Source organism: Pseudomonas sp. MPC6, from assembly GCF_006094435.1.
Taxonomy (GTDB): Bacteria; Pseudomonadota; Gammaproteobacteria; order Pseudomonadales; family Pseudomonadaceae; genus Aquipseudomonas.
In genome coordinates, this window is the sequence record NZ_CP034783.1 from 5915645 (window position 1) to 5935528 (window position 19884).

At 59.5% G+C, this 19884-nt stretch carries 21 protein-coding genes; 4 read left to right on the forward strand and 17 right to left on the reverse strand.

Translation table 11 applies throughout. From position 1 onward, the window contains the following. Positions 1-51: 51 nt before the first annotated feature. Positions 52-534, reverse strand: a complete 483-nt coding sequence (locus tag ELQ88_RS29540; protein ID WP_138969091.1) for a glutathione peroxidase — start codon at positions 532-534, stop codon at positions 52-54. A gap of 121 nt (positions 535-655) precedes the next feature. Further along, positions 656-1141 carry a peptidylprolyl isomerase gene (locus ELQ88_RS29545; RefSeq protein ID WP_138969092.1) on the reverse strand — a complete coding sequence of 162 codons (486 nt, stop codon included), beginning with the start codon at positions 1139-1141 and terminating at the stop codon, positions 656-658. On the opposite strand from ELQ88_RS29545, the gene ELQ88_RS29550 reads away from it, so the two are divergent. From ELQ88_RS29550 to ELQ88_RS29560, 3 genes are read left to right on the forward strand one after another with little or no spacing between them, the layout of a single operon-like run. Next, positions 1110-1448, forward strand: coding sequence for a DUF3565 domain-containing protein (locus tag ELQ88_RS29550; RefSeq protein WP_128872984.1), 339 nt, complete (start codon positions 1110-1112; stop codon positions 1446-1448). The two genes, ELQ88_RS29545 and ELQ88_RS29550, sit on opposite strands and share 32 nt — an antisense overlap. A 60-nt stretch (positions 1449-1508) precedes the next feature. Beyond that, positions 1509-3608, forward strand: coding sequence for a phosphate acetyltransferase (gene pta, locus ELQ88_RS29555; RefSeq protein ID WP_128872985.1), 2100 nt, complete (start codon positions 1509-1511; stop codon positions 3606-3608). Beyond that, a complete protein-coding gene (locus ELQ88_RS29560; RefSeq protein WP_138969093.1) occupies positions 3609-4514 on the forward strand; it encodes an acyltransferase in 906 nt (301 codons plus the stop codon). Between the two features lie 105 nt (positions 4515-4619). Here the strand turns inward: ELQ88_RS29560 and ELQ88_RS29565 are convergent, their stop codons facing one another. The 5 genes from ELQ88_RS29565 to ELQ88_RS29585 form a co-directional block, all read right to left on the reverse strand. Then, positions 4620-5201 carry a hypothetical protein gene (locus ELQ88_RS29565; protein ID WP_138969094.1) on the reverse strand — a complete coding sequence of 194 codons (582 nt, stop codon included), beginning with the start codon at positions 5199-5201 and terminating at the stop codon, positions 4620-4622. A 79-nt stretch (positions 5202-5280) separates the two neighbouring features. After that, the gene (locus tag ELQ88_RS29570; RefSeq protein ID WP_138969095.1) at positions 5281-5964 is read right to left on the reverse strand and encodes a hypothetical protein; all 684 of its coding nucleotides are present in this window, start codon (positions 5962-5964) and stop codon (positions 5281-5283) included. A gap of 457 nt (positions 5965-6421) precedes the next feature. Next, the gene (cysN, locus tag ELQ88_RS29575) at positions 6422-8320 is read right to left on the reverse strand and encodes a sulfate adenylyltransferase subunit CysN (RefSeq protein ID WP_128872990.1); all 1899 of its coding nucleotides are present in this window, start codon (positions 8318-8320) and stop codon (positions 6422-6424) included. Positions 8321-8329: 9 nt separating this feature from the next. Further along, on the reverse strand, positions 8330-9247 hold the full coding sequence (gene cysD, locus ELQ88_RS29580; RefSeq protein ID WP_064679702.1) for a sulfate adenylyltransferase subunit CysD: 918 nt from the start codon (positions 9245-9247) through the stop codon (positions 8330-8332). Positions 9248-9502: 255 nt separating this feature from the next. After that, a complete protein-coding gene (locus ELQ88_RS29585) occupies positions 9503-10261 on the reverse strand; it encodes a Nif3-like dinuclear metal center hexameric protein (protein ID WP_128872991.1) in 759 nt (252 codons plus the stop codon). A 102-nt stretch (positions 10262-10363) separates the two neighbouring features. On the opposite strand from ELQ88_RS29585, the gene algW reads away from it, so the two are divergent. Then, positions 10364-11530 carry a Do family serine endopeptidase AlgW gene (gene algW / locus ELQ88_RS29590; protein WP_138969096.1) on the forward strand — a complete coding sequence of 389 codons (1167 nt, stop codon included), beginning with the start codon at positions 10364-10366 and terminating at the stop codon, positions 11528-11530. Between the two features lie 124 nt (positions 11531-11654). On the opposite strand, the gene hisC is transcribed toward algW, so the two are convergent. The 10 genes from hisC to ELQ88_RS29640 all read right to left on the reverse strand — a co-directional run bounded on the left by hisC (position 11655) and on the right by ELQ88_RS29640 (position 19621). Then, positions 11655-12707 (reverse strand): histidinol-phosphate transaminase, encoded by a 1053-nt coding sequence (gene hisC / locus ELQ88_RS29595; RefSeq protein WP_128872993.1) that lies wholly within the window; start codon positions 12705-12707, stop codon positions 11655-11657. Between the two features lie 2 nt (positions 12708-12709). Continuing rightward, a complete protein-coding gene (hisD, locus tag ELQ88_RS29600) occupies positions 12710-14047 on the reverse strand; it encodes a histidinol dehydrogenase (protein WP_128872994.1) in 1338 nt (445 codons plus the stop codon). A gap of 124 nt (positions 14048-14171) precedes the next feature. After that, positions 14172-14807, reverse strand: a complete 636-nt coding sequence (gene hisG, locus ELQ88_RS29605; protein WP_007901570.1) for an ATP phosphoribosyltransferase — start codon at positions 14805-14807, stop codon at positions 14172-14174. 128 nt (positions 14808-14935) lie between these two features. Further along, positions 14936-16201 (reverse strand): UDP-N-acetylglucosamine 1-carboxyvinyltransferase, encoded by a 1266-nt coding sequence (gene murA, locus ELQ88_RS29610; protein WP_128872995.1) that lies wholly within the window; start codon positions 16199-16201, stop codon positions 14936-14938. A gap of 22 nt (positions 16202-16223) precedes the next feature. Next, the gene (locus ELQ88_RS29615; RefSeq protein ID WP_128872996.1) at positions 16224-16463 is read right to left on the reverse strand and encodes a BolA family protein; all 240 of its coding nucleotides are present in this window, start codon (positions 16461-16463) and stop codon (positions 16224-16226) included. Positions 16464-16577: 114 nt separating this feature from the next. Next, complete coding sequence (locus ELQ88_RS29620; RefSeq protein ID WP_128872997.1) at positions 16578-16883, reverse strand: STAS domain-containing protein; 306 nt, start codon at positions 16881-16883, stop codon at positions 16578-16580. Beyond that, the gene (locus tag ELQ88_RS29625) at positions 16880-17536 is read right to left on the reverse strand and encodes an ABC transporter substrate-binding protein (protein ID WP_128872998.1); all 657 of its coding nucleotides are present in this window, start codon (positions 17534-17536) and stop codon (positions 16880-16882) included. The genes ELQ88_RS29620 and ELQ88_RS29625 overlap by 4 nt, the downstream gene beginning before the upstream one ends. A gap of 11 nt (positions 17537-17547) precedes the next feature. Next, a complete protein-coding gene (mlaD, locus tag ELQ88_RS29630; protein ID WP_128872999.1) occupies positions 17548-18015 on the reverse strand; it encodes an outer membrane lipid asymmetry maintenance protein MlaD in 468 nt (155 codons plus the stop codon). Further along, positions 18015-18812 carry a lipid asymmetry maintenance ABC transporter permease subunit MlaE gene (gene mlaE, locus ELQ88_RS29635; protein ID WP_128873000.1) on the reverse strand — a complete coding sequence of 266 codons (798 nt, stop codon included), beginning with the start codon at positions 18810-18812 and terminating at the stop codon, positions 18015-18017. Before mlaE ends, mlaD begins: the two co-directional genes overlap by 1 nt. Next, a complete protein-coding gene (locus ELQ88_RS29640; RefSeq protein ID WP_128873001.1) occupies positions 18812-19621 on the reverse strand; it encodes an ATP-binding cassette domain-containing protein in 810 nt (269 codons plus the stop codon). The genes mlaE and ELQ88_RS29640 overlap by 1 nt, the downstream gene beginning before the upstream one ends. Between the last annotated feature and the right edge of the window lie 263 nt (positions 19622-19884).

The window sequence follows — 19884 nt, forward strand, 5'->3', positions numbered from 1 at the left end:
GCGCGGCGTTCTCAGGTACATCGCTGGCAAGCCAGCTCCTACAAAGAGATGTCAGCCCAGGGCTTTTTCGATCGCCTGGACGACCGCAGGATCATCCGGCGGTGTACGCGGCGAGAACCGCGCGAGCACGCGTCCATCCTTGCCGAGCAGGAATTTTTCGAAGTTCCAGGTGATGTCACCCGGGAACTCGGCGCCCTCGCCCGCCAGCAGACGGTACAACTGATGGCGATCGTGGCCGTTGACTTCCAGCTTGCTGGACAACGGAAAGGTCACGCCATAGTTGAGTTCGCAAAACGCCTGGATTTCTTGCTCGGTGCCCGGTTCCTGCCCGGCAAACTGGTTGCACGGCAAGCCCAGCACACTGAAACCCTTGGCTTCGTATTTCTGATAAAGGTTTTCCAGCGCCGCGTACTGTGGGGTCAAACCACATTTGGAGGCGACGTTGACCACAAGCACGACGCGCCCCTTGAGGGGTGCCAGCGGTAGCTCCTGACCATCCAGGGCTGTCAATTTAAGGTCGTGAAAAGCACTCATGACGAACTCCAGATTCCCGTTCTTCTCAAAACAGCCACTTGGCGGTGCCATCAAGGACAGCCGCGGACTAAAAAGGCGCCCTCGGGCGCCTCTCCAGTACTCGAAAGCTTAGCGCAGAAAATCAGTGATGATGGCCACCTTCGCCATGGACGTGGCCATGAGCGATTTCTTCCTGGCTGGCATCACGGATGTCGATGATCTTGACCTGGAAATTCAGGCGCTGACCGGCCAACGGGTGGTTGCCGTCGACGGTGACGTCGTCGCCATCCAGATCGCGAATGGTGACGATCTGCATCTGGCCGTCCGGCGCGGAAGCGTGGAACTGCATGCCCACTTCCAGTTCGTCGACGCCTTCGAACATGCTGCGGCTCAGGGTGCTGACCAGTTCGGCAGCGTACTCGCCGTAGGCATCTTCAGGTTCTACGGCGACCGTCAGTTCGTCACCGACTGCCTTGCCGTCCAGGGCCCGTTCCAGGCCTGGAATGATGTTGCCTGCGCCTTGCAGGTAGACCAGCGGCGCGCCGCCGGCGGAGCTGTCGATGACCTCACCAGCGTCGTTGGTCAGGGTATAGTCGATGGAGACAGCCTTATTGGCGGCGATCAGCATGGGGCGAGACCTTTTGCATAAGAATATTGAAAGACCCAGTTTAGCGAAGCAATCGCCCGAAAGCGAACACAACCCGGACAGACGGACCGCAGCGAAAGGCTCGACTGTTACAGGCTTCCATCAGGACGAAGACGGCCACTGGGTGGCCGAGCTTTCCTGCGGCCACACTCAGCACCTGCGCCACCAGCCACCGTGGCAGTCCCGGGCCTGGGTGCTGAACCCTTTGCTGCGCAATGAAAAAATAGGCCAGCCCTTTGCTTGCGGTTGGTGTGCACAAGGCTCTGTAAGCGATAACCTTGACGACTGAAATTCGGTAGACGACCCGTCATAAGTTGTCACCATTGCCATGCACCCCCAGAGAATTCGCATGCAGACTTTTTTTATCGCACCCACCGATTTTGGTGTGGGTCTGACCTCCATCAGCCTCGGGCTGGTGCGTACCCTTGAGCGGGCCGGCCTCAAGGTCGGCTTTTTCAAACCGATTGCCCAGCCCCATCCGGGTGATACCGGGCCTGAACGCTCCACCGAACTGGTGGCCCGCACCCACGGCTTGAAACCGCCGCAGCCCTTGGGCCTGGCCCATGTCGAGCGCATGCTCGGCGACGGCCAGCTCGACGAGCTGCTCGAAGAAATCATCACCCTGTATCAGCAGGCCGCCATCGGCAAGGACGTGCTGATCGTCGAAGGCATGGTCCCGACCCGTAGCGCCAGTTATGCCGCACGGGTCAATCTGCACTTGGCCAAAAGCCTCGACGCCGACGTGATCCTGGTCTCTGCCCCGGAAAACGAAGTGCTGGCCGAACTGTCCGGCCGGGTGGAACTGCAGGCGCAATTGTTCGGCGGACCGAAAGACCCGAAAGTCCTCGGCGTGATCCTCAACAAGGTCAAGACCGACGAAAGCATGGAAGCCTTCGCCGCGCGCATGAAGGAACACTCGCCTTTGCTGCGTAGCGGCGATTTCAGATTGCTCGGCTGCATTCCGTTCCAGCCGGAACTCAACGCGCCGCGCACCCGCGACGTCGCCGACCTGATGGGCGCGCAGATCCTCAATGCCGGTGATTACGAAACCCGGCGCATGACCAAAATCATCATCTGCGCCCGCACCATGCGCAACACCGTGGAGCTGCTCAAGCCCGGCGTGCTGGTGGTGACCCCCGGCGATCGCGACGACATCATCCTCGCCGTCAGCCTCGCGGCCATGAATGGCGTGCCCCTGGCCGGCCTGCTGCTGACCAGCGACACCCTGCCCGACCCGCGCATCATGGACCTGTGTCGCGGTGCGTTGCAGGCGGGCCTGCCGGTGTTGTCGGTGAGCACCGGTTCCTACGACACCGCCAACCAGCTGAACGGCCTGAACAAGGAAATCCCGATCGACGACCGCGAACGTGCGGAGATCATCACCGATTTCGTCGCCAGCCACCTGGACGCCAACTGGCTGCACCAGCGCTGCGGCACGCCACGGGAAATGCGCCTGTCGCCGGCGGTGTTCCGCTATCAACTGATCCAGCGCGCCCAGGCCGCCAACAAGCGCATCGTCCTGCCCGAAGGCAGCGAGCCGTTGACCGTGCAGGCCGCGGCGATCTGCCAGGCGCGCGGCATTGCCCGCTGCGTGTTGCTGGCCAAACCCGCGGACGTGGAAGCCGTGGCCCGCGCCCAGGGCATCGAGCTGCCGCCGGGGCTGGAGATTCTCGACCCGGACCTGATCCGCGAGCGGTACGTCGAGCCGATGGTGGCGCTGCGCAAGACCAAAAGCCTGAACGCGCCAATGGCCGAGCAACAACTGGAAGACACCGTGGTGATCGGCACCATGATGCTGGCGCTGGATGAAGTCGATGGCCTGGTGTCCGGGGTCATTCACTCCACCGCCAACACCATCCGCCCGGCCCTGCAGCTGATCAAGACCGCGCCGGGCTGCACCCTGGTGTCGTCGGTGTTCTTCATGCTGTTTCCCGAAGAGGTGCTGGTCTACGGCGACTGCGTGATGAACCCGCACCCGAGCGCCAGCGAACTGGCGGAGATCGCCCTGCAAAGCGCCGATTCGGCAGCCGCATTCGGCATCACCCCGCGCGTGGCGATGATCAGCTACTCCAGCGGGGAATCGGCCAGCGGCGAAGAAGTCGAGAAGGTGCGCGAGGCCACGTTGCTCGCCCATGAACAACAGCACTCGCTGCTGATCGACGGCCCGCTGCAATACGACGCCGCCGCCAACGAAACCGTCGCCCGGCAACTGGCGCCGAACAGCCAGGTGGCCGGTCGCGCCACGGTGTTCGTGTTCCCCGACCTCAACACCGGCAACACCACCCACAAGGCCGTGCAACGCAGCGCCGACTGCGTCAGCCTCGGGCCAATGCTGCAAGGCCTGCGCAAACCGGTGAACGACCTGCCCCGCGGCGCCCAGGTCGATGACATCGTCTACACCATCGCGTTGACCGCGATTCAAGCGGCCAACCGACCTGTGGACCTTTAAATGCTCGATTTCCTGCCTGCCGCCGTACGCGGCGTGATTGCATCGTTGTTGCTGGCACTCAATACCATCCTGCTGTGCTCGTTCCTGTTCTGCGTGGCGATCTTCAAGGTATTGCCCTTCGCCCTCGCCCAGCGCTTCACGCGCTGGCTGATGAGCCATACCCATGAAGCCTGGATCAGCAACAACAAAGCCTGGATGGACCTGGTCTGCCACACCCGCTGGCACCTCAGCGGTCTCGAAAGCCTGGACTATCGCCACTCGTACCTGATCACCAGCAATCATCAGAGCTGGGTCGACATCATGGTGCTGCAGTACGTGCTCAACCGGCGCATCCAGCCGCTGAAGTTCTTTCTCAAGCAGGAGCTGATCTGGGTCCCGGTGATTGGCCTGGCCTGGTGGACGCTGGGCTTTCCGTTCATGAAGCGCTACTCCAAGGCCTACCTGGAAAAGCACCCGGAGAAGAAAGGCAAGGACCTGGCAACCACGCGCAAGACCTGTGCGAAGTTCCGCCATGACTCGGTGGGCATTTTCAATTTCGTCGAAGGCACGCGCTTTACCGAAGCCAAACATGCGCAGCAGAAATCCCCGTTCAAGTACCTGCTCAAGCCCAAGGCCGGTGGCATCGCGTTTGTTCTGGATGCGATGGGCGAGCAGCTGGAGTCGATCGTCAACGTGACGATTCACTACCCGGGGGGACGTCCGGGGTATTGGGATTTGCTCTGCGGGAACGTGAAGGATGTGGTGGTGCACTTCCAGGAGGTGAAGATTCCGCCGGAGTTTATCGGCAAGAATTATGAGCAGGATGGGGAGTATCGATTGCAGTTTCAGGGGTGGATCAATCAGTTGTGGTTGGATAAGGATGCGCTGCTGGAGCAGATGCATCGGGAGTATCCGGTTCGGAAGTGAGTGAGGGTGAAATTCGCTCCTTCAGACTTGAAGGAGCGATACAGCGCAGCTCATGCTGACGGCAACCCCTGACCTCCGACAACACTCCATTTCACGCCTACTCGGCTATTTGTTCATGTCCTGCAGAAGCTCGGGTGAATGTCGTAGTCTGACGACCGCTGCGGAACCGAGCACTTGAATTTGTGCGAAATCGGCAGAGGCTGTCGTGAGAGTAAACATCATTCCACTCTTCGCGTTTGGAGCTGACCATTCGTATGAAATAGTTTTAATCTGTCCATTCACGATGGTTTGCCTTGTTTCATTCTTTAGCAGTTTCACTTTTATCGGAAATGGCGCACTTGCGGCCATTGAAGTAAACATTTTTATCGCAGCATCAGGGTCTGCCTTGCGGACATAAACTGCGCAGAAACTCTTCCCCTTCAGCAAGGTAAGTACGACTGTTGCGTATTTGTCTGGAACAGGCCAAGCATCCCCGGGTTTACCTGCCAGAAACAGTTCTGCCTTTTCAGGCGGAAGCTTTGGCATAGGTTTCAGCGTTTCTCTCAGTTCCTCAAGTTTGAAAAGATTCTTGAGGCAAAGCGACGAATAAATCTTGAAGAATGAGGCGGCTTGATCCTCACCTTCGCTGGCCATACAAATATTTGAAGCCAGAGCGAGCAGAAGCGTGGTGATAACTAATTTTTGCATGAGAATTTCCCTGCGAGTCGGCAGAACACTACAGTTTTGATTGTTAGTAACACGCGAAACAATTAATCATTGCCGCTACCTATCTAGCACCTGAACGCATTTCCGGAAGTACCGCTAAAAACACCCATGAAGCCGAAAACGACCCCTCGGCACGGTGCATGATAAGAGCTAGATAAAGAGTGTACGCTCGAGCCATATAGGGTTTTTCGCGAAAAAAACTCCTACACTCTGGGGTCACCAGTGAATATGTTAGCCCTCCATCGTTCTTTATTTTCTCCATTACTTCCTGAGCGGCTATTCGACGTCGCTCTACTGGAAGACGGCTCAATACCTCATTTTCTTTTATAATCGCTGTCGTTTCATAAACAGCAGGACAACCATCGTCAAACGATTCTACGCTTGGTTTGTATTTCTCGAAGAATTCGTCGACATCTTTGAGTATCATACCTGTACTTATCATCTGCAGATTGATCGCAGCAGCCTCCTGCACCATACATTCCCGAGTGTATTCCGTGCATGGCTGAAGTGCTCTCATGTCGTATACAATGTCTTGCTGAGGTCTCAGGCTCACAGCCCTGACATAAAGATCATCCGCTCCTGAAGGAGTGACACTCCAATCTCCAACAACTTCAATACCACCAAAACGCCTCATCACCTGATGTGCACTTCCAGCTTCAAAAGCAAGCCAACAAACCGCACAGACGACCAGGAGAAAACAGCCAATAATAAAAAAAATCGTGCACTTTATCCAAGCCTTGATCATGCATGAACCCCGCAAATGTCGGACAGATAGTTCTCTGTGTATGGCGCTGAAACAATTAGATCACTAGCGACCGACCACATGTAACCACCCATACTTCCCAAATTTTCGTAGGCCCTATCTGTTGTTTCTTTTTATTTGTAAGGCCGTCTGACACAAGGGCTTTCTAAAGGAACTTTCCTACAACTTCTTAATTTTCGGACTACTTCGATATGGGAAATATTGGCTTTGGGAGTAGAGGCGCTGTAAGTATGAGTTGGATTTTTTGTTTGGATTTACCGGCCTCTTCGCTGGCAAGCCAGCTCCTACAGGGTCCGCGTCGTACGATGAAGGTGCGACAACACGCATCCTGCGGGGACTGGCTTGTCGGATCGCCGCACCGCAGCGAAAGCGATATTACGGGCACAAAAAAACCCGCCGATGATCCCTCATCGGCGGGTGTTTTAAGTGCAGCTAGCGCTTAGATCGCGCCACGCTGACGCAGCAGGTCCAGCACCTGCTTGACGCTTTCTTCCAGCGACAGCGACTGGGTGTCGACCACGAGGTCGGCGTCCAGCGGCACGTCGTACGGGAAGGAGTCGCCCGGGATGTTGTCCCCGGCCGCCGCGTACAGGCCTTGCGGGTCACGCTCGGCACAGACCGTCGGCGAGGCCTGGACGTAGACCGTCAGCAGGCGCTCCTTGCCGATCAGTTCCCGGGCCTGTTCACGACCTTCGGCACTTGGCGCAACGAAGGCGGCCAGGGTCACCAGGCCGGCTTCGTTGAATTGACGCGCGACGTGCGCGGCACGACGCCAGTTCTCGGTACGCCCGGCGCGATCCTGTGGCAGACCTTTGTTCAGGTCGTGACGCAGGTTCTGGCCGTCGAGTACAAACACCGCACGGCCCATGTCGAACAGCTTGCGTTCAACAGCGTAAGCCAAAGTGCTTTTGCCCGCGCCCGACAAGCCGCTGAACAGCACGGTGGCCGGTTGCTGGCCGAAGCGCTGGGCGCGTTCTTCGGTGGCGACGTGCGCCAGTTTGCCGTGGTGGGTGCTGGTGCCATGGCTCAACGGCTGAGCGATGATCATGCCGGCTGCCACGGTGCCATTGGTCAGACGATCGATGACGATGAACGAACCGGTGGTGCGGTTGCTCGCGTAGCCATCCAGTGCGATGGCGGCGTCGAGGCTGACCTTGACCCGACCGATCTCGTTCAGGTTCAACGAACTGGCCGGACCTTCTTCCAGGGTGTTCACGTCAACGCGGTTGACGATGCTGGTGATCGAACCCGGCACGTAACTGGTGGCGCGCTTGATGTCGTATTTCTTGCCCGGCAGCATCGGCTCTTCGGCCATCCACACCAGCATGGCGTCGAAAGCGTCGGTCACCTGCGGCTGGTTGTCGGCGTGTACCAGCAAGTCGCCGCGGGAGATGTCGATCTCGTCTTCCATGGTCAGCGTCACCGCTTGGCCAGGACCTGCGTGTTCCAGTTCACCTTCGAAGGTGACGATGGATTTCACCCGGCTGCTCTTGCCCGACGGCAGCACCACGACTTCGTCGCCCTTGTGCACGACACCGCTGGCCAGGGTGCCGGCGAAACCACGGAAGTTCAGGTTCGGACGGTTGACGTACTGCACCGGGAAACGCAGGTCGGTGTAGTTGCGGTCGCTGGCGATTTCGACGGTTTCGAGAATTTCCATCAGCGACTGGCCGGTGTACCACGGCGAGCGCTCGGACTTGTTCACCACGTTGTCGCCCTTGAGCGCCGACATCGGCACGAAGGCCATGGTGGTCGGCTTGAAGGCGATGCCTTCGGCGAACTTCAGGTAATCGGCCTTGATCGACTCGAACACGCTTTGGTCAAAGCCATTGATGTCCATCTTGTTGACGGCCACCACAATGTGTTTGATCCCCAGCAACGACGCGATAAAGCTGTGGCGACGGGTCTGGGTCTGCACGCCGTAACGGGCGTCGATCAGGATGATCGCCAGGTCACAGGTGGACGCACCGGTGGCCATGTTGCGGGTGTACTGCTCATGGCCGGGGGTGTCGGCGATGATGAACTTGCGTTTGGCGGTGGAGAAATAGCGGTAGGCGACATCGATGGTGATGCCCTGCTCACGCTCGGCCTGCAGGCCGTCGACCAGCAAGGCCAGGTCGATGTCGTCACCGGTGGTGCCGACTTTTTTCGAGTCGCGGGTGATGGCTTCCAGGTGATCTTCGTAGATCATCTTGGAGTCGTGCAGCAGGCGCCCGATCAGGGTGCTCTTGCCGTCGTCGACGTTGCCACAGGTCAGAAAGCGCAGCATTTCCTTGCGTTCGTGCTGGCCCAGGTAGGCGAGGATGTCCTCGCTGATCAAATCAGATACGTGCGACATGACAACCCCTTAGAAATAACCCTGACGTTTCTTTTCTTCCATCGAGCCTGCGCCATCGTGGTCGATGACCCGGCCCTGGCGTTCGGAAGTTCGCGTCAGGAGCATTTCCTGAATGATGTCGGTCAGGCTGGTGGCCTCGGACTCGACCGCACCGGTCAGCGGGTAGTCGCCGAGCGTACGGAAGCGGACCTTTTTCTTGACGATGCGTGCCTTGTCTTCGTCGCTCAAGTGATTGAGCAGGCGTTCGTCGTCGATCATGATCCAGGTGCCGTTCATCTCGATGACGTCGCGTTCGGCGGCGAAATACAGCGGCACGATCGGGATGCCTTCGAGGTAGATGTACTGCCAGATGTCCAGTTCGGTCCAGTTCGACAGCGGGAATACGCGGATCGATTCGCCCTTGTTGACGTTGCCGTTGTAGACGTTCCACAACTCCGGGCGCTGGTTTTTCGGGTCCCAGCGGTGCTTGGTGTCACGGAAGGAGTACACGCGCTCTTTGGCCCGGGACTTCTCTTCATCGCGACGGGCACCGCCGAACGCGGCGTCGAAACCGTACTTGTCGAGAGCCTGCTTGAGGCCTTCGGTTTTCATGATATCGGTGTGCTTGGCGCTGCCGTGGGTCAGCGGGTTGATGCCCTGTGCCACGCCCTCGGGATTGACGTGCACCAGCAGGTCCAGGCCAAGTTCTTCGACCATGCGGTCGCGAAACGCGTACATTTCCTTGAACTTCCACTGGGTGTCGACGTGCATCACCGGGAACGGCAGTTTGCCCGGGAAGAATGCCTTGCGCGCGAGGTGCAGCATTACGGCGGAGTCTTTACCGACGGAGTACAGCATCACCGGGTTATCGAACTCGGCGGCGACCTCGCGGATGATGTGGATGCTTTCGGCCTCCAGCTGTTTCAGATGCGTCAGTTTGTCGACCATGGCTACTCACGAAAACGATCTTATGGACGGCCAGCGGGCCGTGTTCGAGCGAGGAATCCTAGCACAGCGACCTCTTCTAATCAGGACGCTAACTAGATCGAAAGGGTATATGAATATACCCCCTCGTTTGGGTGCTGCAGACCCCCTGTAGGAGCTGGCTTGCCAGCGAAAGCGGCCTTGAATCTTGCGGCGTTCTCAAGAACGTCTTCGCTGGCAAGCCAGCTCCTGCAGGGGTTCATATACCCGCAATCCGGGTTAGATCGGATTCGGGCAATCGATGAAGATATGTTCCAAGGCAAAACGCCGTGCCAGGTAATCGCCCAACGCCTGCACGCCATAGCGCTCGGTGGCATGGTGACCGGCGGCGATGAAGCTGATGTCGTTTTCCCGGGCGCTGTGAAAGGTTTGCTCGGAGGCTTCGCCGGACAGGTACAGGTCGACGCCGGCCAACACCGCCTGGTCAATGTAACCCTGGCCGCCACCGGTGCACCAACCCACCCGACGAATCATCTCGCTGCCTTCGATCAGCAATGGCTCGCGGCCCATGACTTCCTGCACGCGACGGGCGAAATCCCGCGGTGTCAGCGGTTCGTTCAAGGAGCCGACCAGGCCGACAACCTTGAGGTTGTCCGGGTCCAGCGGGCCTTCGACAGTGATGTCCAACTGACGAGCAAGCTGCACGTTGTTCCCGACTTCCGGGTGCAGATCCAGCGGCAGGTGGTAGGACAGCAGGCTGATATCGTGCTTGAGCAACGTCTTCAACCGACGCTGCTTCATGCCGGTGATGCACGGATTCTCGCCCTTCCAGAAATAGCCATGATGCACCAGCACCAGATCGGCGTTGGCCTCCACCGCGGCGTCGAGCAACGCCTGGCTGGCGGTGACGCCACTGACGATGCGCATCACCTGCGGCCGGCCTTCGACCTGCAAGCCGTTGGGGCAGTAATCGGCAATCTTGGCACTGTTCAGGTAACGGTCGGCTTCTTCGACCAGGGTGCTCAGGGCGACGGCCATAAAAGACTCCTAAATATCCCGTTCGGAGGCGCGCTTGGCCTCGTATAATGCGCGACATTATGGGCGGTCTCATACCGCCTGCAACCTTTCAGGACGTGCTTAATGCTCAAGGCGCTGCGTTTTTCCGGCTGGCCGCTGTTGGCCGGCGTGCTTATCGCTCTATTGATCATCCAGCGTTACCCGCAGTGGGTCGGGCTCCCGAGCCTCGACGTCAACCTGCAGCAAGCCCCACAAACCACCATCATGCAACAGGGCCCGGTGTCCTATGCCGATGCGGTGACCACGGCCGCGCCGTCGGTGGTCAACCTGTACACCACCAAGGTCATCAACAAACCGAACCATCCGCTGTTCGAGGATCCGCAGTTCCGGCGCTTTTTCGGCGACAACTCGCCCAAGCAGAAGCGCATGGAGTCGAGCCTCGGTTCGGGCGTGATCATGAGCCCGGAAGGCTACCTGCTGACCAACAACCATGTGACCAGCGGTGCCGACCAGATCGTGGTGGCGCTCAAGGATGGCCGGGAAACCCTGGCCCGGGTGATTGGCAGCGACCCGGAAACCGACCTCGCGGTGCTGAAGATCGACTTGAAGCATCTGCCCTCGATCACCGTCGGCCGTTCCGACAATATCCGCATCGGCGACGTGGCCCTGGCCATCGGCAACCCGTTCGGCGTCGGCCAGACCGTGACCATGGGCATCATCAGTGCCACCGGGCGTAATCAGCTGGGCTTGAACAACTACGAAGACTTCATCCAGACCGATGCGGCGATCAACCCGGGCAACTCCGGCGGCGCGCTGGTGGATGCCAACGGCAACCTGACCGGCATCAACACGGCGATCTTTTCCAAGTCCGGCGGTTCGCAAGGCATCGGTTTCGCGATTCCGGTCAAGTTGGCCATGGACGTGATGAAGTCGATCATCGAGCACGGCCAGGTGATCCGCGGCTGGCTGGGGATCGAAGTGCAGCCGTTGACCCAGGAACTGGCGGAGTCCTTTGGTCTGTCCGGGCGTCCGGGAATCGTAGTGGCGGGGATTTTCCGTGATGGCCCGGCGCAGAAGGCCGGCCTGCAACTGGGCGATGTGATCCTCGCCATCGATGGCGAACCGGCTGGCGATGGCCGTCGTTCGATGAACCAGGTGGCGCGGATCAAGCCGACCGACAAGGTCACGATTGAGGTGATGCGCAACGGCAAGGAGCTCAAGCTCGTGGCGGAAGTCGGACTGCGTCCGCCGCCTGCACCGGCGCCGGCCAAAGAGAAAGAAGAAGAGTAAGCAGCAACACAAATCCCTGTAGGAGCTGGCTTGCCAGCGAAGAGGCCATCAGATTCAACGATGATGTTGACTGGTAGAATGCCTTCGCGGGCAAGCCACGCTCCTACAGGGACCGCGGTGTGGTTTAGAGGTCGGCCAGGCCGTCGATCAGCGCCTGGTTCTGCTCAGGCGTACCAATGCTGATCCGCAGGAACTGGGCAATCCGCTCTTGCTTGAAGTGCCGCACGATCACACCCTGCTCGCGCAACTTCGCCGCCAGGCCCGCTGCATCGTGTTGCGGATGGCGAGCAAAAATGAAGTTCGCCGCTGACGGCAACACTTCAAAGCCCTTCGCTTGCAATTGCCCGACCACCTTGTCGCGACTCTCGATCACCCACCGGCACGTCTTGTCGAAGTGCTCGCGATCTTCGAATGCTGCCGTCGCGCCGACAATCGCCAGGCGATCCAGCGGATAGGAGTTGAAGCTGTTCTTGATCCGCTCCAGTGCCTCGATCAGGTCCGGATGGCCGACCGCCAGACCCACCCGCAGCCCGGCCAGAGAGCGGGACTTGGACAGGGTCTGAGTCACCAGCAGGTTCGGGTAACGGTCCACCAGCGTGATCGCCGTCTCGCCACCAAAATCGATATAAGCCTCATCCACCACGACCACCGAGTCCGGGCTGGCCTTGAGGATTTGCTCGACCGCTTCCAGCGCCAGCAGGCAGCCGGTCGGCGCGTTCGGGTTAGGGAAAATGATCCCGCCGTTCGGTTTGGCGTAGTCGGTCGGATTGATCTGGAACTGCGCGTCCAGCGGTACGGCGTCGAAGGCGATGCCGTACAACCCGCAGTAGACCGGGTAGAAGCTGTAGCTGATGTCCGGGAACAGCAGCGGCTGATCGTGTTGCAGCAGACCGTGGAAGATGTGCGCCAGGACTTCATCGGAACCGTTGCCGAGGAACACCTGATTGCTCTGTACCCCGTAGTACCTGGCGACTGCGTTTTTCAGCAGATCGCTGTTCGGGTCCGGGTACAGGCGCAAATTGTCGTTCAGTTCGGTCTGCATCGCCGCCAGGGCCTTGGGCGATGGACCGTACGGATTTTCATTGGTATTGAGCTTCACCAGCTTGGCCAGTTTCGGCTGCTCGCCCGGTACGTAAGGCACCAGATTCTTGACGAACGGGCTCCAGAATTTGCTCATGTTCAGTTCCCCTGCCCTTGTGGAAAGTCTTCGTCAACGATGCGGTATTCGGCGCTTCGCGCGTGGGCGGTCAACGACTCGCCACGGGCCAGCACGGAAGCGGTCTTGCCCAGCTCCGACGCACCCTGCTCGGAGCAGAAGATGATCGACGAGCGTTTCTGGAAGTCGTACACACCCAGCGGCGAGGAGAACCGTGCAGTGCCGGAAGTCGGCAGCACGTGGTTCGGACCGGCGCAGTAGTCGCCCAGGGCTTCCGAGGTGTGACGGCCCATGAAGATCGCGCCGGCGTGACGGATCTGCGGCAGCCAGGCTTGCGGATCGGCGACCGACAACTCCAGGTGTTCCGGCGCGATGCGGTTGGCCACTTCGATGGCCTGGTCCATGTCGCGGACCTTGATCAGCGCGCCGCGGCCGTTGATCGAGGTTTCGATGATCTCGGCGCGCTCCATGGTCGGCAGCAGTCTGGCGATGCTGGCGGCGACCTGGTCGAGGAACTCGGCGTCCGGGCTGACCAGGATCGCCTGGGCGTCTTCGTCGTGCTCGGCCTGGGAGAACAGGTCCATGGCGATCCAGTCCGGATCGGTCTTGCCGTCGCACACCACGAGGATTTCCGAGGGGCCGGCGATCATGTCGATACCGACCTGGCCGAACACGTGGCGCTTGGCGGTGGCGACATAGATGTTGCCCGGCCCGACCACCTTGTCGACCTTCGGCACGCTTTCGGTGCCATAAGCCAGCGCGGCGACCGCTTGCGCGCCACCGATGGTGAAGACGCGGTCGACACCGGCGATGCAGGCCGCGGCCAACACCAGCTCGTTGATTTCACCGCGGGGAGTCGGCACGACCATGACCACTTCGGTCACGCCGGCCACCTTGGCCGGAATCGCGTTCATCAGTACCGAGGACGGATACGACGCCTTGCCACCGGGTACGTACAGACCGGCGCGATCCAGCGGCGTGACCTTCTGGCCCAGCACCGTGCCATCGGCTTCGGTGTAGCTCCAGGAGTCCTGCTTCTGCTTTTCGTGGTAGCTGCGCACGCGGGACGCGGCTTTTTCCAGGGCTTCGCGCTGGGGCACGGTGATCCGCGTCAGGGCCAGTTCCAGGCGCTCGCGCGGCAGGATCAGGTCGGCCATGGAGGCAACGTCCAGGCCGTCGAACTGCCGGGTGTAGTCCACCAGCGCCGCATCGCCACGCTCACGCACGGTCTTGATGATGTCCAGCACGCGCTGATTGACCGAGTCGTCGGACACACTTTCCCAGCTCAGCAGATGATCCAGATGATGTGCGAAATCCGGGTCAGCAGCGTTGAGTCGGCGAATTGCAGTCGGTGCGGTCATAGCGAGAGCCTCATAGAATTGGCAAAAACTCAGGCGCCCGAAGCTAACATTCGATCCGCTTGGGCACCTGAGAATTCTGGCTATGAGGCGGATAGACGGCGCGACTCAGCGTCGCGCAGGTGAATCAGCCGCGGTGTCGAGACTCCACTGCCTTGCGCAGGGTGTCGATCAACGCCTGGATACGGGCGTGCTGCATTTTCATCGACGCCTTGTTGACGATCAGGCGAGAGCTGATGTCGGCAATGAAATCCTGCGGCTCCAGGCCGTTTGCGCGCAGGGTGTTGCCGGTGTCGACCACGTCGATGATCTTGTCCGCCAGACCGATCAGCGGAGCCAGTTCCATCGAGCCGTAGAGCTTGATGATGTCGACCTGACGGCCCTGTTCGGCATAGTAGCGCTTGGCAACGTTGACGAACTTGGTCGCCACCCGCAACCGGCCCTTGGGCTCGACATCGCCGACACGGCCAGCGGTCATCAGCTTGCAGAGGGCAATACGCAGATCCAGCGGCTCGTACAAACCCTGGCCGCCGTATTCCATCAGCACATCTTTACCGGCGACACCGAGGTCGGCGGCACCATGCTCGACGTAAGTCGGCACATCGGTGGCGCGCACGATCAGCAGGCGCACATCGGCCTGGGTCGTGGGAATGATCAGCTTGCGGCTCTTGTCCGGATTCTCGGTCGGCACGATGCCCGCTTCAGCCAGAAGCGGCAGGGTGTCGTCAAGGATGCGGCCCTTGGACAGTGCGATGGTCAACATGGGAAACGTCAGTCCTTATCAGGCTACTGATGCCCGGTCGCAAATGGCGCCGGACACACATCGAGCCTGAAACAGGCTCGACTTGAAACGAAACCAACGGGCACGTCCCTGTGCCCCTGCAGCAGAAACTAGCCCGGTACGCGGCGGATCTTGGCGCCGAGCATCTGCAGTTTCTCTTCGATGCACTCGTAACCACGGTCTATGTGGTAGATGCGGTCGATCAGGGTGTCGCCTTCGGCGATCAGCGCCGAGATGACCAGGCTGGCCGATGCACGCAGGTCGGTGGCCATCACTGGCGCGCCCTTGAGCTTCTCGGTACCGGTGACGATGGCGGTGTTGCCTTCGACCTGGATCTTGGCGCCCATGCGGTGCAGTTCGTAAACGTGCATGAAGCGGTTTTCGAAGATCGTCTCGATCACGGCACCGGTGCCTTCGGCAATGGCGTTGAGGGAGATGAACTGTGCCTGCATGTCGGTCGGGAACGCCGGGTACGGCGCCGTACGCACGTTGACCGCTTTTGGCCGCTTGCCGTGCATGTTCAGCTCGATCCAGTCTTCGCCGCAGGTGATTTCGGCACCCGATTCGCGGAGTTTTTCGAGGACGGCTTCAAGGATGGTCGGATCCGTGTCCTTGACCTTCACACGACCGCCGGTGACCGCTGCGGCCACCAGGTAGGTGCCGGTCTCGATACGGTCGGGCATCACCTTGTAAGTGGTCGGGTGCAGACGCTCGACGCCATCGATGGTGATGGTGTCGGTGCCGGCGCCAGTGATCTTGGCGCCCATGGCGTTCAGGAAGTTCGCCAGGTCGATGACTTCAGGTTCGCGAGCGGCGTTTGCCAGCACGCTGCGGCCCTTGGCCAGTGCGGCGGCCATCATGATGTTTTCGGTACCGGTCACGCTGACGGTATCGAAGAAGAAGTGCGCACCGCGCAGGCCGCCTTCAGGCGCCTTGGCCTTGATGTAGCCGCCTTCGACGTCGATGACTGCGCCCATGGCCTCAAGGCCGCGGATGTGCAGGTCAACCGGACGCGAACCGATGGCGCAACCGCCAGGCAGTGCGACTTCGGCTTCACCGAAACGGGCAACCATCGGGCCCAGCACCAGGATCGACGCACGCATGGTTTTAACCAGTTCGTACGGGGCGATCAGGGTCTTGATGGTGCGCGGGTCGATTTCGACGCTGAGCTTCTCGTCGATCACCGGCTCGATGCCCATGCGACCGAACAGCTCGATCATGGTGGTGATGTCGTGCAGGTGCGGCAGGTTGGCCACGGTCACCGGGCCATCGCACAGCAAGGTGGCAGCCAGGATCGGCAGGGCAGAGTTCTTTGCCCCGGAGATGCGGATTTCGCCATCAAGACGAACGCCACCGGTAATAATCAATTTATCCATAAGAATCTCGACGCCCTTGGGCTCAGGTGCGCTCGGCCCAGGCCGCGCTGCTGAAAAATTTCATAGTGACCGCATGGATGCTGCCATCGGTGATCCATGGGTTCAAATGGGCATAGATCTGCTGCTGACGCTTCACCGGGCTCAACGCCGCCAGTTCATCGCTAATCACGTTCAGCTGAAAGTTGCAGCCTTCGCCTTCAACTTCTACCAACGTTCCGGGCAGCTTTCCTTCAAGGAAGCTCTTTACTTCGGTGGCCTGCATGCTCAACCTCAATCGGCGCCCTGTGCGCGCGGGTCGGACATCATACAAAAAAGCCCCGCGCCTGCGAACCCCGCTAAGCAGGACTCTGACGGGGGGCTTGTTCATAGATGCTGGTTAGGGTTGCGCCAACAGCTCGGTCAATTCGCTGACCTGAGCGATTTCGCGCATGTCTTCCGGCATCCCACGGATGCTCCACGCCTTGCCGGCCGCCTCTGCATCGCGCATGAAGCATAGCAACAGCGACAAGCCGACACTGCTGGACTTCAACACCGCCGAGCAATCGACTACCAATGTAGCCGCCTTGCTGGACTTGATCAGCGCCTGGCCCTGCTTGCGCAGGCCGGGGCCGGTGCGGTAGTCCAGCATGCCGCTGAGCAGCAACTCGCCGGCGTTGTTCATGCGAATGGCCGACACACTCATTGGGCTTGCTTCGCCGGCGCTTGTTTCTCGGTGGCGACCTTGGCTTTGGCGACTTCACCGGCCCAATTATTGATGGTCTTGTCCAGGTCGTTGCCATTGCGCTGCATCGCGTCAGCGAACTGATCACGGAACAGCTTGCCGATGTTGATACCGTTGATGATCACGTTGCGCACTTTCCACTCGCCGTTGATTTTCTCGAGTGTGTAGGACACAGGATAGACCGAACCGCTGCTGCCCTTGACCGTCATGGCAACGCTTGTACGGTCGCCCGACTCATCCTTGGCAGGATCGACGGTGATGCCCTGGTTGTTGTATTCGAGCAAGGCATTGCCATAAAACTGGAACAGGCCTCTTTTGAAGTTTTCCTGAAACGTCTTCATTTGCTCGGGCGTGGCTTTGCGCGAGTACTTGACCGTCATGATGCTCTTGGAAATGCCCTCGGCATCCACAACGGGTCCCACGATAGTATTCAGTGCCGTATAAAAATCTGACGGATCCTGTTTGTACTTGTCTTTGTTGGCCGCCAGATCTGCCAGCATCCGGGTCGTGGTGTCCTTTATCAGATCGTGCGCCGACGGCGCCGCCACTGCGTTAGCCATCAACGGCAAGGCCGCAAGCAATATCAACAGGCCACGTCGCAAGGTAGAGATCATTCAAAAACTCCTCATTTGGCTTCTTTGCTAACGGTATTGAGCAGGAATTTACCGATCAGGTCCTCGAGCACCAGCGACGACTGGGTGTCGTGGATAGTTCCACCATCCTTGAGCAAGCCTTCTTCGCCGCCCACGCTGATACCGATGTACTTCTCGCCCAACAGGCCAGCGGTCAGGATAGATGCAGTGGAGTCGGTCGGCAGATTATCCACCGATTTTTCAAGCTGCATGGTCACTCTGCCGGTGAAACTGTCGCGGTCCAGATCGATCGCCGTGACCTTGCCGATGGTCACACCGGCCATGGTCACTTTAGCTCTGACCGTCAAACCGGCGATATTGTCGAAATAGGCATAAAGTTTATACGTATCGGTCGTTGCGCTCGGGGACAGGCCACTTACCCGCAACGCCAGCAACAGCAAAGCCAGGATGCCAGCCAGCAAGAAAAGGCCGACACCGATTTCCAGGGTGCGGTTTTGCATCAGAAATCTCCAAACATCAAGGCGGTCAGAATAAAGTCCAGGCCGAGCACTGCCAAAGAGGCATACACCACGGTCTTGGTAGTGGCACGACTGATCCCCTCGGAAGTGGGCTCGCAGTCATAGCCTTGGAATACGGCGATCCAGGTCACGACAAAGGCGAAGACGATGCTTTTGATGATGCCGTTGAGCACATCGTCGGCAAAGGTCACGCTGTTCTGCATGTTTGACCAGTAGGAGCCTTCATAGACCCCCAGCCAGTCGACGGCCACCCACGAACCACCCCAGATACCCACCACGCTGAAGATCATCGCCAGCACCGGCAGGGAAATGAAGCCGGCCCACAGGCGCGGGGCGATGATGTACTTGAGCGGATCGACACCGATCATTTCCAGGCTGGACAATTGCTCGGTGGACTTCATGTTGCCGATTTCGGCCGTCAGGGCCGAACCTGCGCGCCCGGCGAACAGCAAGGCGGTGACCACCGGCCCCAGTTCACGCAGCAACGTCAGCGCAACCATCTGCCCGACCGCCTGCTCCGATCCATAGCTGGACAGGATGTTGAACCCTTGCAGCGCCAGCACCATGCCGATGAACACCCCGGAGACCACGATGATCACCAGGGACATCACGCCCACCGAATGCAGTTGCTTGACCAGCAGCCCGAAACCGCCGCCGATACCGCCGCGGCCGAACAGGGCATGAAACAGGAATATCGCCGAACGGCCAAACACGGCCAGCACATCGATGCCGGAATGGCCGAAGCGGCGCACTCGTTCTAGCAGTGAAATCTTGCGCATCAACGCTTCCCCAGAAGATCTGCGCGGTAATCCGTCGCTGGAAAGTGATAGGCGACCGGTCCGTCAGGGTCCCCCGTCATGAACTGACGGATACGGGGTTCACTGGAATTCATCAGTTCGTCAGGCGTGCCCTGCCCCAATACCTGCCCGTCACCCACCACATAGATGTAGTCGGCAATGCTCGCTGTCTCGGCGAGGTCGTGGGACACCACGATACTGGTGATGCCCAGCGCATCGTTGAGCAGGCGGATCAGGCGCACCAGTACGCCCATGGCGATCGGGTCCTGACCGACAAAGGGCTCGTCATACATGAGGATCTGCGGATCGAGGGCAATCGCCCGGGCCAGCGCGACACGGCGCTTCATGCCGCCGGACAGTTCGTCGGGCATCAGGTCGATGGCGCCACGCAAGCCCACGGCCTGCAATTTGAGCAGTACAATGTCCCGGATCATTTCTTCCGGAAGCTCGGTATGAACCCGTAGCGGAAAGGCGACGTTCTCGAACACATCGAGATCGGTGAACAGCGCGCCGCTCTGGAACAGTACGCCCATGTGCTTGCGAGCATCGAACAGGTCGCTGCGCGACAGCTTCGGCAGGTTCTGGCCGTTGACCCAGACTTCGCCCTTGGTCGGGCGCAATTGGGCACCCATCAAACGCAACAGTGTGGTCTTGCCACACCCGGAAGGCCCCATGATGCCGGTGACCTTGCCGCGCGGTATACGGATATCGACGTTATTGAAAATGCTGCGCGCACCGCGCTTGAAGGTCAGTCCCTTCAGCTCGACCGCGTAGGCGTTATCGGCACTCATCTAAACTCCTTGCGATGCAGCCTCTCACTCGGACGCCTGGCTTTCTTGCGAAAGCACATGCCTCCCCGGGCAGGGCCGAACTGGCGGCGAACTATATCACTGCAAAGGCCAAGCGCCCAAGGCCCAAGCCGGTTCATGTTCAGCAACCCGGCAGGGTAAAAGCGTGTATTTGATGGGATTAAGTAACAGGGAGTGACAAAGCGCGACGAACTTGCGTGAGGGTTTCGATCATTACCGCTATAATCGCCGCCTTTTCATCAGGC